This window comes from Pseudomonadota bacterium (genome assembly GCA_037200975.1).
GTDB lineage: Bacteria > Pseudomonadota > Gammaproteobacteria > Steroidobacterales > Steroidobacteraceae > CADEED01.
This window is the reverse complement of the sequence record JBBCGI010000001.1, coordinates 2,354,817-2,369,237: the sequence shown is the minus strand read 5'-3', so window position 1 is coordinate 2,369,237 and position 14,421 is coordinate 2,354,817. Positions and strand designations below refer to the sequence as shown.

Annotated in this window: 14 protein-coding genes; 6 read left to right on the top strand and 8 right to left on the bottom strand. The window is 64.7% G+C overall.

The annotated features are described in order from the left end of the window. Nucleotides 1-78: 78 nt before the first annotated feature. Genes WDO72_10610 through WDO72_10600 form a run of 3 tightly spaced genes read right to left on the bottom strand, consistent with a single transcriptional unit; the run spans nucleotide 79 to nucleotide 2,003 of the window. Nucleotides 79-507, bottom strand: a complete 429-nt coding sequence (locus WDO72_10610; protein MEJ0086126.1) for a CBS domain-containing protein — start codon at nucleotides 505-507, stop codon at nucleotides 79-81. Between the two features lie 52 nt (nucleotides 508-559). Continuing rightward, complete coding sequence (locus tag WDO72_10605; GenBank protein MEJ0086125.1) at nucleotides 560-1,003, bottom strand: NfeD family protein; 444 nt, start codon at nucleotides 1,001-1,003, stop codon at nucleotides 560-562. 10 nt (nucleotides 1,004-1,013) lie between these two features. After that, on the bottom strand, nucleotides 1,014-2,003 hold the full coding sequence (locus WDO72_10600; protein MEJ0086124.1) for an SPFH domain-containing protein: 990 nt from the start codon (nucleotides 2,001-2,003) through the stop codon (nucleotides 1,014-1,016). 222 nt (nucleotides 2,004-2,225) lie between these two features. On the opposite strand from WDO72_10600, the gene WDO72_10595 reads away from it, so the two are divergent. Then, complete coding sequence (locus tag WDO72_10595; protein MEJ0086123.1) at nucleotides 2,226-2,714, top strand: hypothetical protein; 489 nt, start codon at nucleotides 2,226-2,228, stop codon at nucleotides 2,712-2,714. A 34-nt stretch (nucleotides 2,715-2,748) separates the two neighbouring features. After that, nucleotides 2,749-4,503: a DUF885 domain-containing protein gene (locus tag WDO72_10590; GenBank protein ID MEJ0086122.1), complete on the top strand. Its 1,755-nt coding sequence runs from the start codon at nucleotides 2,749-2,751 to the stop codon at nucleotides 4,501-4,503. A gap of 22 nt (nucleotides 4,504-4,525) precedes the next feature. Here WDO72_10590 and WDO72_10585 read toward each other — a convergent pair whose 3' ends face one another. The 3 genes from WDO72_10585 to mnmG form a co-directional block, all read right to left on the bottom strand. Beyond that, nucleotides 4,526-4,831: a hypothetical protein gene (locus WDO72_10585; GenBank protein MEJ0086121.1), complete on the bottom strand. Its 306-nt coding sequence runs from the start codon at nucleotides 4,829-4,831 to the stop codon at nucleotides 4,526-4,528. Between the two features lie 244 nt (nucleotides 4,832-5,075). Further along, on the bottom strand, nucleotides 5,076-6,716 hold the full coding sequence (locus tag WDO72_10580; protein MEJ0086120.1) for a peptide ABC transporter substrate-binding protein: 1,641 nt from the start codon (nucleotides 6,714-6,716) through the stop codon (nucleotides 5,076-5,078). Beyond that, nucleotides 6,716-8,611, bottom strand: coding sequence for a tRNA uridine-5-carboxymethylaminomethyl(34) synthesis enzyme MnmG (mnmG, locus tag WDO72_10575; protein ID MEJ0086119.1), 1,896 nt, complete (start codon nucleotides 8,609-8,611; stop codon nucleotides 6,716-6,718). Before mnmG ends, WDO72_10580 begins: the two co-directional genes overlap by 1 nt. A gap of 131 nt (nucleotides 8,612-8,742) precedes the next feature. Here mnmG and WDO72_10570 point away from each other — a divergent pair, with 131 nt between their 5' ends. From WDO72_10570 to WDO72_10555, 4 genes are all read left to right on the top strand, one after another. Beyond that, nucleotides 8,743-9,066: a hypothetical protein gene (locus WDO72_10570; protein ID MEJ0086118.1), complete on the top strand. Its 324-nt coding sequence runs from the start codon at nucleotides 8,743-8,745 to the stop codon at nucleotides 9,064-9,066. Between the two features lie 130 nt (nucleotides 9,067-9,196). Further along, entirely contained in the window at nucleotides 9,197-10,669 is a 1,473-nt protein-coding gene (locus WDO72_10565) for an alpha/beta hydrolase (protein ID MEJ0086117.1), read from the top strand. A 16-nt stretch (nucleotides 10,670-10,685) separates the two neighbouring features. Beyond that, nucleotides 10,686-11,420 (top strand): ATP-binding cassette domain-containing protein, encoded by a 735-nt coding sequence (locus tag WDO72_10560; GenBank protein MEJ0086116.1) that lies wholly within the window; start codon nucleotides 10,686-10,688, stop codon nucleotides 11,418-11,420. Further along, nucleotides 11,417-12,601 (top strand): ABC transporter permease, encoded by a 1,185-nt coding sequence (locus WDO72_10555; GenBank protein ID MEJ0086115.1) that lies wholly within the window; start codon nucleotides 11,417-11,419, stop codon nucleotides 12,599-12,601. The genes WDO72_10560 and WDO72_10555 overlap by 4 nt, the downstream gene beginning before the upstream one ends. A gap of 6 nt (nucleotides 12,602-12,607) precedes the next feature. On the opposite strand, the gene WDO72_10550 is transcribed toward WDO72_10555, so the two are convergent. Continuing rightward, nucleotides 12,608-13,036 carry a hypothetical protein gene (locus WDO72_10550; protein ID MEJ0086114.1) on the bottom strand — a complete coding sequence of 143 codons (429 nt, stop codon included), beginning with the start codon at nucleotides 13,034-13,036 and terminating at the stop codon, nucleotides 12,608-12,610. A 4-nt stretch (nucleotides 13,037-13,040) separates the two neighbouring features. Beyond that, nucleotides 13,041-14,393 carry a tRNA uridine-5-carboxymethylaminomethyl(34) synthesis GTPase MnmE gene (gene mnmE / locus WDO72_10545; GenBank protein MEJ0086113.1) on the bottom strand — a complete coding sequence of 451 codons (1,353 nt, stop codon included), beginning with the start codon at nucleotides 14,391-14,393 and terminating at the stop codon, nucleotides 13,041-13,043. Nucleotides 14,394-14,421 lie beyond the last annotated feature (28 nt).

The window sequence follows — 14,421 nt, the reverse complement described above, 5'->3', positions numbered from 1 at the left end:
TTCTCGTAATTGAGTGACCGCTTGTACTTGAGCAACCGGCGACTCAATTACGAGAATTGCACCCCGGCACCACCACCACTAGCTGCGGATATAGGTCTCGAGATCGGCGATCGTGCGCTCCTGCTCCTCGATCACCGCGCGCACCAGGTCGCCGATCGACAACACGCCGACGACGCGATCGCCATTCATCACGGGCAGATGCCGGATGCGCATGTCGGTCATGAGCCGCATGCAGTCGTGTGCGTCCTGGCGTGGCGTCACCGTGACGACTTTCGCAGTCATGATCGCCTCGACGCGCGTCTCTTCGGACGAGCGGCCCAGCAACACGACCTTGCGCGCGTAGTCGCGCTCGGAAATGATGCCCGCGAGCCGGTCGCCCGACATCACCAGCAACGCGCCGACGTGGTGTTCGGCCATCTTCTTGATGGCGGTGAGCACGGGATCCGAGGGCATCACCGAGAAGATGCCCCTGGGCTTCTGATCCAGCAACTGCTGCACGGAAAGCATGGTTACCTCCGGCGGCGCAGGTGCGCCGTCTAACTAGCGAATCGTCCCTGATTCAAATCGCGATCACCGTCAGGATGGTGCCATTCACCCCGGTGACGCGTACACGCGCGCCTGCCGGCAGCTCGGGGCCGGCAACTTTCCAGACGCCGTCACCGACCCTGGCCTTGCCCGAGCCCTGCTCGATGGGTTCGACGAGCACGAGCTCGGTGCCAACGTACTGATGCCCGCGCAGGTTGAGGTTCGGCTGTTCGTCGACATCCGGATGTTTGTCGCGCCAGCCGCGATACAGCAGCATCGCCACGACGCCGAGCACGGCGAAGCCGATGAGCTGGTACTGCCACGGAATGGGGATGACGATGAGCAGCAGGCCGATGACCGCGGCAGAGGCACCGAACCAGATGGCAACCGCCCCGGGGAGGAACGCCTCGGCCGCCGCCAGAAACAGCGCGAGCACTATCCAGTGCCACCACTGCAGATACATGAGGGAGTTGAGCATGCGGGCTATCTCAGGTCTGCGAAACGCGCGGCGGCGGCTGGCGCGCGGCGCCCGGCGTGCCGGGCGGCAGGTTGCTGGGCTGACGCTGCATGGCGTCTTTCGCGAGCTCGACGATGCCGCCGAGCGCGCCTAACAAGCCGGAAGATTCCATCGGCATCATGAACACCTTCTGGTTCGGCGAATTCGCGAACTCTTTCAGCGCCTCGACGTATTTCTGCGCCACGAAGTAGTTGATGGCCTGCACATCGCCTGCCGCAATGGCTTGAGACACCATTTGTGTAGCACGCGCCTCCGCCTGTGCCAGGCGCTCGCGCGCTTCGGCCTCGCGAAATGCGGCTTCCTTGTTGCCTTCCGCGGCCAGCACCACGGCCTGCTTCTCGCCTTCTGCCTTGAGGATCGCCGCCTGGCGGAAACCTTCGGCGTCGAGGATGTTGGCGCGTTTTTCGCGCTCGGCCTTCATCTGCCGTCCCATCGCCTCGATGAGGTTGGCCGGCGGCGTGATGTCCTTGATCTCGATGCGCGTGCACTTCACGCCCCAGGGCGTGGTGGCGTCATCGACCACCTTGAGCAGGCGATGATTGATTTCGTCGCGCTTGGACAGCGTTTCGTCGAGATCCATGGAGCCGACCACGGTGCGAATGTTGGTCATGGTGAGATTCACCATCGCGAGGCGCAGATTCGCCACTTCGTAAGCCGCTTTTGGTGCATCGAGCACCTGGTAGAACACCACCGCGTCGATGGCCACCATGGCGTTGTCCTTGGTGATAACTTCCTGGCGCGGAACGTCGAGCACCTGCTCCATCATGTTGATTTTCTGCCCCACGTTGTCGAGAAACGGGATCAGCCAGTGGGGACCCGGGGGCATGCTTTCGGAGAATTTGCCGAGCCGCTCGCGCGTGTATTCGAAACCCTGGGGCACGATGATCAGGGTCTTGATCGCCAGTGTGACGATGAAGATGACGACCAGGATGACGGCGGTGGTACTGCCGAACTCAAACATGTTTTTCCCCTCAAAGCGCGATCGGTCGAACGCGGAAGATCATACGCCGGGCCCCCAATCCGGCGCGAACTCCAATGACTCCAAATACGTACGTAGCCGCGCTGCGACATGGGAATGGCGCGCCGACTCTGCGATGATCCGCGCACCGGGGAAGCCAGCGAGATGCCAGCCACTAGAAGCGGGCGCGCGCTGGGCATAAACAGCCTCTAGTATCAGGTCGCCGTGTCAGAAGCTCCCGTTCCGGAAATCACCGTCGAGCCCGATCATTTCGACGTTGTGACAAGAGACGTCGTGCTGGTCGCCCGGCTCGATTCCACGTTCGCGTTATGCCTGTACGACGCGGTGCTCGAATCGGGTGCGCTGGTGCATTTGCGCGTCGGCCCGCCGGGCCGTGTGCAGGATCCCGAGCTGACCGACACCACCCTCTCGACCGATCTGCTGCTGCTCGATCGCTGCTTCTCGGAGCTGCGCAAAGTAGAACCGCGCGCGCAGCACTGGCAGGCCAAAGTGGTCGGCCAGGTGCAGGACACACCCGGCGGGCGCGAAAGATTCGACGGCGTCATCGCATTCCTGACCGCGTTCCTGAACGACACGAATGTGAAGCTGGTTTCAAGCGATACCCATGTCGACCACGTTCAGCTTCTGCGTTTCCGGCCCGCCATGGGACACGTGCGCGCAGAACCTCTTGCCGCTCAACGCTTGGGTAGCTGAGAATCGGCGCACTATGCGCCGTACTAAAGTTGCCTTGTTGGTCCCCCTCGTGGGGTTGCTCGCCGTCAGCACCGCGTTTGCCGCGAAAGCCCCGAAGCCTTCGCCGCTGCAGAAGATCTACGACCAGGTCTGGCAGGAGGACATGGCGGACGATCCGATCACTGCCACCCAGCTCGGCGACCACCGCTACGACGACAAATTGCCCGACATGTCCCTCGAAGGGATCGACAAGCGCAACAAGCGCAACTTCCCGCGCCTGCAGGCACTGACCAAGATCAACAAGGAAAAGCTCGACAAGGCCGAGCAGCTCAACTACGACCTGTTTTATCGCGAGATCAAGGGCCGCATCGACGTGTCGGTGTTCAAGCCCGAGGCGTATGAATTCCGCAGCATCGCCGGACCGCAATTGCTGGCCGAGCTCACCGAGGTCGCGCCGTTCGCCACGGTCAAGGACTACGACAACTGGATTGCGCGCCTCAATGCATCCGGCATCTACATCGACCAGTGGATCGTGTTGCTGGGCCAGGGCGTGACGGAAGGCCGCACGCAGCCCAAGGTCATCGTCGAGAAGGTTCTGGCACAGGTGCAGGCGCAGCTGGTCGAACCGGATGCGAGCCCGTTCTACGCGCCGTTCAAGAAGATTCCCGCCAGCATCGACGCCGCCAACAAGGCACGCCTCGAAGCCGCCGGCAAGGCCGCCGTGCAGACCGTGGCGATCCCGGCGTTCCAGCGCCTCGACGCGTACCTGCGCGGCACCTATCTACCCGCCGCGCGCGACGCCGATCACGTGGGTGTGTGGGCGACGCCGGCCGGCAGCGAGTACTACCGCAACCGTATTCGTTACTACACCACCATCGACAACATGAATGCGGTGGCCATTCACAACCTCGGGCTCGAGGAAGTGAAGCGCATCCGCGCCGAGATGGAGAAGACGCTCGAGGGCATCAACTTCCTCGGCACGCTCGACCAGTTCCTGGGGTTCATCCGCAACGATCCGCGCTTCTACTTCAAGACGTCGGATGAGTTGCTGGCCGCGTACACGAAGACGGCGCGCGACATCGAGCCGCAACTGCCGAAGCTGTTCGGCAAGCTGCCGAAAAGCAGCTTCGGCATCCGCCCCATTCCCGCGGCGAGCGCACCCAGCAGCACGACGGCCTACTACCAGCCGCCGTCACTGGACGGCTCCCGCCAGGGCAATTTCTACGTGAACCTGTACAAGCCGGAGACGCGGCCGACGTGGGAAGTCGAGGCGCTCACGGCGCACGAATCCGTACCGGGGCATCATCTGCAGATCGCCCTGCAGTACGAGCTCACGGGTTTGCCGGATTTCCGCCGCAACGCGCAGTACAACGCGTACGTCGAGGGTTGGGCGCTGTACGCCGAGAAGCTCGGCTACGAGCTCGGGCTGTACCAGGACGACTTTTCGAAGTTCGGCCAGTTGAACTACGACATGTGGCGCGCGGTGCGCCTGGTGGTCGACACCGGCATGCATGAGCTGCACTGGACGCGCGACCAGGCTATCTACTACTTCAAGCAGAACACCGGCAAGAACGAGCTGGACATCACCAACGAGGTCGACCGGTACATTTCATGGCCCGGTCAGGCGCTGGCGTACAAGCTGGGTCAGCTCAAGATCCAGGCGCTGCGCGCCGAGGCCGAGAAGGCGCTGGGCGATCGCTTCGACATCCGCGCGTTCCACGACCAGATCCTCGGCACGGGCCCATTGCCCTTGTCGGTGATGGAAACGGAAACGCGCGCCTGGATCGCGGCGCAGAGCGCGCGCCGGTAATCGTCGGCCGTATGGCGGCGCATCAGGCGTCCTCCATCCGTTCTTCGAGCGCGTCGATGGCCCGCAGCAGCGCTGCGCTGCGGGTCTCGGCCGCGGCGCGCTGGCGCTGGGCGTGCGCGAGCAGGTGAGCGGGAACGTCATCCCGGTTTTCGAGCAATTCCAGCTCGAAACGCGCCTTCGATGCGGCGCGGCTCGCGGCGGCGTAACGGCGATGCAGCTGTTCGAGCTGTTCGTCGAGCGCACATCCGGCGACGTCGACCATCTCCTGGAACTCCGTCGGCACGAAGGCGCCGCGGGAATCTGCGAACAAACCTGACATGTTTCTCACGGGAGCTCCTTGAACCGCGGCGCATCGGGGTGCCGGGTGTGGAGAGCATCGCTTTACGCCATGTTGGTTGAATGTCGGTGGCGTGACGGATCGGTGTAGGGACGGTCGGCCGCGGCCGTGTCGGACGAGGCCTTGGTGTCAGGTGGGACTTCGGGGAACTAAGTCGGTGCCGGGTCGGACTTACGGGAGCAGGCAATTCGCTTCAAGAATTGCGGGCATCGCGTAAGTCCGACCCGGCACCGACTTAGTTCCCCGAAGTCCCACCTGACACCAACTGCAGGTCCTGCGAGTACGTGACGTTCATGACGTTGTCGTACCAGCCATGCACCTCGGGTTTCACCAGGTGCTTGTTTACGTAGAAGTAAATCGGGATCAGCGGCTGGTCGTCGAGCATGGCGCGTTCGGCTTGTTCGAGCAGGTCGCGGCGCCGGGTCAGATCGGTTTGACGCGAGGCCTCGGCTAGCAACGCGTCGTACGCCGCGCTCTTGTAATGCGGCAGGTTGATGCCGAAGTCGCCCTTCAAATATTGCAGGAACGTGTATGGATCGTTGTAGTCGCCCACCCAGGAGAAGCGGAACACGTCGACGTCGCGCCGATCGACATCCTGCATCAGCGATTTGAACTCGACCGCGGTGAGCTGGGCTTCGACGCCGAGCGCTTCCTTCCACATCGAGGCAACCGCCACGGCCACCTTGGCATGCACTTCGCCGGTGTTGTAGCGCAGCTCGAACCGCAGTGGCTTCGCGGGCGAGTAACCCGCCTCGCCTAACAACTTGCGCGCGGTGACGATGCGTTCCGCGATCGGCTGCTTCGCGTAATCGGCGCTCTGCGACGTGTAGTTGAAAACCCCCGGAGGCACCCAGCCGTAGGCCGGCAACTCGCCGACGCGCAGCACGGAGTTCGCCAGGCGTTCGCGGTCGATCACCATCGACAGCGCCTTGCGGACCTTGGGGTCCTTGAACAACGCGCGATCGAGATTGAAGCCGTAGTAGTAGATGGTGAGCTGCGGCGAAATATGCAGCTCGTTGCCGAGGTTTTGCTCGATCCAGTCGAACTGCCCGCGCGGCACCACCGCCGTGAAATGCAGCTCGCCCGAGCGGTACGCGCGCAGCTCCGCATTTTCGTCGGCGATCTGCAGGTACTTGACCGCATCGATCTTGTTCGCCGCGTTGCCCCAGTAGTGCGTATTGCGAACCGCGCGGATGTAACTGCCCTGCAGCCATTCCTTGAGCACGAAGGCGCCGTTCGACACCTGCTCGCCCGCGCGCGCGAAGCGATCGCCGAGCCGCGCGAGCGACGGCCGGTGCAGCGGCGCGGTCGAGGGATGTGCCATCAGTCCCGGTAGATAGGGCGCAGGTGTTTCCAGCGTGATCACGACGGTCATGTCGTCTGGCGCCGCAACACCGAGTTCGGCGACCGGCTTCTTGCCGGCAATGATGTCGGGCGCGTTCTTGATGACGTCGACCACCTGCGCATATTGCGAGGCGGTAAGCGGATCGACCAGCCGGCGCAGCCCCGCGGCGAAGTCTTCCGCGACGAGCGGATCCCCATTCGACCATTGCAGGTTCGGCCGCAGCTTGAAGGTGTACACGAGCCCGTCGCCGCTCGCCGTCCAGCTCGCCGCCTGACCGGGAATCGGCGCGGCATCGTGATCGAGGCGCGTGAGCCCTTCGAACAAATCCCGCAGCACCACCATGGCTTCCATGGCGCGCGCCTTGTGCGGATCGAGCGAATCCGGATCCGGGCCGTTGCCGCGGCGCAGCTCGACGATGGATTCCCCTGCGGCGTTCTTCGCGCTGTCGCGCTGACTGCAGCCGGCAAGCGCGATGGCTGCCGTGGCGAGTAATACGCAGAGGAGCGGCGTGCGAAACAGCGACGCGACCATCAGGCAGCGCGGCTGATTTTCTTGAGATGCACCAGCAGGATCGAAACCGCCGCCGGCGTGATGCCCGCGACGCGTGCCGCCTGGCCCACCGTGTCCGGGCGAACCTGCGCCAGCTTCTGCCGCACTTCGTTCGACAGCCCCACGACGCGCATGTAATCGAGGTCCGCCGGCAAACGCGTTTCCTCGTTGCGGCGCTGGCGCGCGATCTCTTCTTCCTGGCGTTCGATATAGCCGGAATATTTCGCCGCGACTTCGAGCTGGATGCGCACCTGCGAGGCAATGCGGTCGTCGGCATTCGCGGCCGGCGCACCGATCAATTCGATGACCTGGTCGTAGCCGACTTCCGGCCGGCGCAGCAGGTCGAACGCGCTAACTACATCGCGCACCGCCGAATCGCCCAGCACACGCGTGCGCCACTCGGCGGGAATATCCGCGGCCTTGATCCGCGTGGTTTCAAAACGCGCGAGCTCGCGCGCGCTGCCATCGCGCTTCGCTTCGAAAAACGCCCAGCGTTCGTCGTCCACCAGGCCGAGCTCGCGGCCGGCCGGCGTGAGCCGCAGATCCGCATTGTCCTCGCGCAGCAGCAGGCGGTGTTCGGCCCTGCTGGTGAACATGCGATACGGCTCGCGTGTACCGCGCGTGACGAGGTCGTCGATGAGTACACCGACATAACTCTCGCTGCGCGACGGCCTGAATGCGTCCGCGCCACGCACCAGACGCGCCGCATTGATGCCGGCGATGAGGCCCTGCGCAGCGGCTTCCTCGTAACCCGTGGTGCCGTTGATCTGGCCGGCGAAGAACAGCCCCGCGAGCACCTTCGTCTCGAGCGAGGATTTGAGGTCGCGCGGATCGAAGAAATCGTATTCGATCGCATAGCCCGGCCGCGTGATGTGCGCATTCTCGAATCCCTTGATCGTGCGCACGAATTCGTACTGCACGTCGTAGGGCAGGCTGGTCGAGATGCCGTTCGGATACACCTCGTGGGTATTGAGGCCTTCGGGTTCGATGAAGATCTGGTGCGAAGCCTTGTCCGCAAACCTGACTACCTTGTCTTCGACGCTCGGACAGTAACGCGGGCCGACGCCTTCGATCTTGCCAGTGAACATCGGCGAGCGATCGGTGGCAGCACGAATGATCTCGTGGGTGCGCTCCGTGGTCGCGGTGATATGACACGGCAGCTGCGCGGGATGATCGCTTTCGCGGCCTAGATAGCTGAACACCGGACGCGGCGCGTCGGAGTACTGCGCTGCGAGCTGCGAATAGTCGATGCTGCGGCCGTCGATGCGCGGCGGCGTCCCGGTCTTGAGACGCGCCACGCGAAACGGCAACGCACGCAGGCGCTCGCTGAGCTTGTTAGACGGCGGATCGCCGGCGCGGCCGCCCGCGTAGTTGTCCAACCCGACGTGGATACGCCCGCCGAGGAAGGTGCCGACAGTCAACACGACCGAAGGCGCACGGAACTCAATGCCGGTGACGGTGACGACCCCGCGCACGGCGTCGCCTTCGACGATGAGATCGCCGCACTCCTGCTGGAACAACGTGAGGTTCGGCTGGTTCTCGAGCGTGCGGCGCACGAACGCCTTGTAGAGCTGACGATCCGCCTGCGTGCGCGTGGCGCGCACCGCGGGACCCTTGCTGGCGTTCAACGTGCGCGACTGGATCGCGGCGGCATCGGCCGCGCGCGCCATCACGCCGCCCAGCGCGTCGATCTCCTTGACCAGGTGTCCCTTGCCGATCCCACCGATGGCCGGATTGCAGCTCATCTGCCCCAGCGTCTCGATGGACTGCGTGAGCAGCAAGGTGCGCGCACCCATGCGCGCGGCCGCCAGCGCGGCTTCCGTGCCTGCGTGGCCGCCGCCGATGACGATTACGTCAAATGTTGCCGCTGAACCCAAGGAAATACCGTGCGATCAAGGAGTTAAGGGCGCGCATTGTAGGCCCGCGGCCGCGTCAACGCCACCGCGCCCGCGGCGTTGTTAGAGAACAAGAGCGCCGATTTCCGGCTCGAATTGCAGGAGAGATCCACATGAAGAAGTCGACCCTACTGGCCGGTCTCGGTCTGGCTGTTTCGCTGGCGATGGCGGGCACTGCCGCCGCCGGCACGCCCCGCCTCGATCGCCGCGAAAACCATCAGGCGGGACGCATCTACAACGGCGTGGCCAATGGCGAACTGACGCGTCGCGAAACGCGCCGTCTCGCCGCCGGCCAGGTCCACCTGCGCCGCGCCGAAGCCCGCGCGAAGTCCGACGGCACGGTGACCGCGCGCGAGCGCGCCCACCTGCAGCACGAGGCGAACCAGCAGTCGCGCCGCATCTATCGCCAGAAGCACGATGCCCAGGATCGCAACTAGTCGCAGCGGACGATTGCAGGAGTCGGGGCGCGTCGAGCGATCGGCGCGCCCTTTTCATTTCGCGTTCTGAAAATTCGTCCACTGCGCCGGGCGCGGCCGGACATTCGCGCTCGTGTATCCTGCGCGCCGCATGAAGCGTCTTTGCGCCCTCACAGGACTCTTGGGATTCGCCGCAATCGCGCAGGCCGAGGTCAGCACCCCGACGATTTTGCTCGCTCCGTGCCGGCTCGAACATCCAGCCCGCATGCTGGCGCTGTCCGCCGAATGCGCGACGTTCAAGGTCGCGGAGAATCCCGACCAGCCGAATGGCCGGCAGATAGAGCTATTCGTCGCACGTGTGCCGGCGATCAGCCTCAACAAGGCGCCGGACCCGTTGTTCCTGATCGCGGGCGGTCCCGGCACGTCGGCGGTGGATCTGTACACCTCCTCTGCCGCGCCGTTCGATCGCGTGCGCCGCGACCGCGACATCATCCTGCTCGATCAGCGCGGCACCGGCCGCTCGCATCGTCTCGACTGCAACTACGAGACGGAAAACATCTTCGAGAAATTCAACGAAGTGGAAGTCGGTCCGGCGAATCGCAAATGCCGCGACGATCTCTCGAAGACCTCGGATCTGCGCCAGTACACCACCAGCATCGCGGTGCGCGATCTCGACGCGGTTCGCGTGGCGTTGGGATACGACCGCATCAATCTCTACGGTGGGTCGTACGGCACACGCGTGGCGCAGCATTACGCGCGCAAGTATCCCAAGGCGACCCGCTCGCTGATCCTCGACGGCGTGATCAATCCCGAGCAGGTGCTGGGCCCGGCAATCGCCATCGACGCGGAGCGCGCACTCGAGCGCATCCTCAAACGCTGCACGAACGATGCCTCCTGTGCGAAAGCGTTCGCGGATCCGAACGCGGACTATCACGCGTTGCGTGCTGCGCTGGAGGTCAAACCAGTGCGCGCGGTCGTGGCGGACGCGGTCACCGGACGGCCCATCAATTTCGATTTCACGCCACGGCACCTTTCCGCCGTGTTGCGATTTGCCAGCTACAACGACGACCAGGCGGCGCTGCTGCCGCTGTCGCTGCATCTGGCCGTGCACGAACAGAACTACACGCCGCTCGCCAACCAGTTCCGCGTGTTCGCGCATTCGCTGGAGGAGGCTTTTGCTTACGGCATGCACAACAGCGTCGCGTGCAGCGAAGACACGCCGCTCATCGACACCGCGAAGCTCGATCGCGCCGCGCTGGCTGGCACGCACATGGGTGCGCTGCAGGTCGAGCAGCTCATCGAGGCCTGCGCCGACTGGCCGAAGGGCGTCGTCGATGCCGACCTGCACGCGCCGCTCCAGAGCGAGGCCGCGGCGCTGCTGCTGTCGGGGGCCGACGATCCCGTGACGCCGCCCGAATACGCCACGTTGGCGCAGCGCGCCTTCGCCGACAGCAAACACGTGATCGTCGCCGGCCACGGGCACGGGCAACTGGCCGCGCCCTGCGTCGATCGCGTGATCGCGGATTTCATCAAGGCGGGAAGCGCGAAGGGTCTCGACACCAAGTGCACCGCGAAACTCGCGCCGATGCCGTTCTTCACCACGCTGGCGGGCCCCGCGCCGTGAATCCACGCCAGATGCCATGTTAGAAGCGCGCGCCCTCAGCAAGTCCTTCGGCAGCGTCGCCGCGGTGCGCGGCGTGAGTTTCACCGCGCGCGACGGGCAGATCACCGGGTTGTTAGGCGCGAACGGCGCCGGCAAGTCCACGACCCTGCGCATGTTGTACACGGTGCTCAAGCCCGACTCGGGCGATGCGTTGATCGACGGCACGAGCGTGACCGCGGATCCGATCGCGGCGCGGCGTGCGATTGGCGTGTTGTCGCACGGTGCCGGCATCTACAACCATCTGACCGCGCGCGAGAACATCGCCTACTTCGGCGAGTTGCATGGCATGTCGCGCGCCGATCGCGACGCGCGCGCCGCTGAGTTGATCGAGCTGCTCGAGATGCAGCCGTTCGCGGACCGCTACGCGAAGGGCTACTCGCAGGGGCAGAAGCTCAAAACCGCGCTGGCCCGCGCGCTGATCCACCGGCCGCGCAACGTGTTGCTGGACGAGCCGACCAACGGCCTCGACGTGATGGCGGTGCGTGGCCTGCGCAAGCTGCTGCTGCAACTGCGCGATGCCGGGCATTGCGTGCTGTTCTCGAGTCACGTGATGCAGGAAGTCGAACAGCTGTGCGACGCGGTGGTCGTGATCGCCGGCGGCCAGGTGGTGGCCGCGGGCGCCCTCGCCGACATCCGCGCGCACGCCGGCAACAGCCAGCTCGAAGATGCATTCGTGCATCTGATGGGCACCGGCGACGAGGCAACGAAGTGAACCTGCACGGCGTCTGGGCGGTGTTCCGCAAGGAGTTCCGCGAGAACCTGCGCGACCGGCGCACGCTGATGTCGGCGTTGGTGTTCGGCCCGTTGTTTGGCCCGATTCTCGTGGCCGCGATCGTGCAGTTCGGCATTTCACATGCCGAGGAGCAGTCGGACGAAAACATTCAAGTAGCCGTCACCCATGCGGAGCGCGCGCCCAACCTGCTCGCGCACTTGCGTGCGCGAGGCGTCGACATCGAGCCCGTCACGCTCGATGAAACTGGAATGCGCGACGCAGTCGCGACGCAGACTCACAAGATCATCCTCGATATCCCGGAGGATTTCGGCACTCGCCTGCAGGCGGGTGAGCCGGCGCCGGTCGTCCTCTATTCCGACGGTTCGCGCGGCTTCGATCGCCGCGGCGTCGGCCGCGTGCGTGCGTTGATTTCGCAGTACGGCATAGAGATCGCGCAGCTGCGTTTCCTCGCGCGCGGCATCGAGCCTTTGTCCGTGCTGCCGATCTCCGTGCAGGAGATCGACGTGTCGACACCTTCCAGCCGCTCGGTGCTGGTGCTGAACATGTTGTCGTACATCGTGCTGCTGGCGATGTTGTTTGGCGGCCTGTATCTCGCGATCGATGCCACCGCCGGCGAACGCGAGCGCGGCTCGCTCGAAATGCTGCTCACCGCACCCGTGCCGCGCGAGCATCTGATCTACGGCAAGATCGCCGCGGCCGCGACGTACATGTTCGTGTCGCTGGTGCTGACGGTGATCATGTTCGCGATTGCCATCAGCTTCGTCGGCCTCGAGCAGGTGGGCATCACCGCAAACTTGGGTCCGGCCGCAGCGACCAAGATGATCGCCTGCTGCGCGCCGCTCATCCTGTTCGGTGCTTCGTACCTGAGCATCATTTCCGGATTCGCGAAGAGCTACCGGGAAGCGCAGACGTACCTCGGCCTCGTCATCACCATTCCGACGATGCCGCTGATGTTCGCCGGCATCCTCGGGCTGCAGGCGAAAACCTCGCTGATGTTCGTGCCCTTCCTGAGCCAGCATCTGCTGCTGACGACCATCGTGCGCGCCGAGCCCATCGTGCCGCTGCACGTGGCGATCTCGGTGACGAGCACGCTGGTCTACGGCGTATTGCTGATGTTTCTGGCCGGCCGGTTGTACCGGCGCGAAGCACTGCTCGGCTGAGTCAGCTCAGGCGGATTTGCGCCGGATCGGGTGCACGCCCGGTGGCAGCGCCGCCGTGCGGTGCTGCGCCAGCAGCGCCCGGTAACGAAAGATCTCCGTCGAGGTGTATTCGCGCGCTTCCACTTCGTAGCGATTGTCCCAGTAGCCACGGCGGAAACACTCGAGTAGATAGCGCGGAATCGTCATATCGCCCGTCGCCCACTGGCGGATCACGTGGAAGTACTCGTGCAGCACCAGCGGCCCGTCGGCGAAGAACTCCTTGCCGCTGCCGCGCAGGTAGATGCGATCGGGGCGCGTGGTGGCGATCGCGCGCCAGTGGAAGCGCACGTAGATCGAATACTGGATGACCTTGATCCCGGCCACGGATTCGCCGAACAGGCTCTCCAGCGCGAGCTGCACGTCGTTCGGCGGATAACAGCGATTACCTACCCACACGCCTTCATTTTCCTATGCAAAACGATCCGAAGATGCGGCCTAACAAGTCGTCGGCGGTGAAAACTCCGGTGATCTCCTCGAGCGCCTTCTGCGCCGCCCGCAGATCCTCCGCCACAAGTTCTCCGGCGCGGCTTTGCGTAAGTTGCCGCGCCGCACTCTCGACACATTCCCGCGCGTGCGCGAGGGCTTCGATGTGACGCCGCCGTGCGGAGATGCTGCCGTTGCCCGCCGTCTGGAAACTTACACAATCCTTGAGGTGCGCGCGCAGCAGATCGAGGCCGGTTCCGGTCACCGCGGATACATGGACACGCGGCGGCCCGGACGAGGCATCGGCCATGGGTACGCCGGTACCCAGGTCGATCTTGTTGAACACCAGCGTGACGGGAACATCGGGCGGCAGCCGCGCATGTTCCTCCGTGAAAGCCTGGCCCAGCGGATCGTTGGCCGTGTCGATCACGAACAACACGCGATCGGCGCGCGACATCTCCGCGGACGCACGCCGCACACCTTCGCGTTCGACGAGGTCGTCCGAGTCGCGCAGACCGGCGGTGTCGAGCACGTGCAGGGGCAGGCCATCGATGTCGATGCGTTCGCGCAGGATGTCGCGCGTGGTGCCCGGGATGGCAGTGACGATGGCCGCGTCGTAACCGGCCAGGCGATTGAGCAGGCTCGACTTCCCGGAGTTGGGACGCCCGGCGAGCACCACGGTCATGCCGTCGCGCAGCAAACGGCCCTGCCCGGCCGCGGCCGTGACGCCGTCGAAGTGTCCGCGCACGGTAGCTAGACGCTCGTGTAGTTCCGTATCGCCGAGAAAATCCACCTCTTCCTCGGGAAAGTCGATCGCGGCTTCCACGTAGGTGCGCAGGTCGATCAGCGCGTCGGTCAATCCCTGCACCATGCTCGAGAACTCGCCCTGCAGGGAGCGCATCGCCGCGCGCGCGGCATCACGCGAGCCGGCGTCGATGAGATCCGCGACGGCCTCCGCCTGCGCAAGATCGATCTTGCCATTGTGGAACGCGCGTTCGGTGAATTCACCGGGCCGCGCGCGGCGTGCGCCGAGCTGAATGCAGCGTTCGACCAGCGCCTCGACGATCACCGGGCCACCATGGCCTTGCAGCTCGAAGACGTGCTCGCCGGTATATGAATGCGGCGCCGGAAAAAACAGCGCGAGACCGACATCGATCGGCTCGCCGGCGGCATCGAGGAATTGCGCCAGCGTGGCGTGGCGCGCGACGGGCAGTTCACCGACCAGTGTAGCCGCGATCTCCGGCGTCTTCGGCCCCGAAACCCGCACGACACCGACTCCGCCGCGTCCCGGCGGGCTGGCCGCTGCCACTATGGTTTCGGTATGACTCATGTGTACACGCAGTTCCGCGCGGAAAACG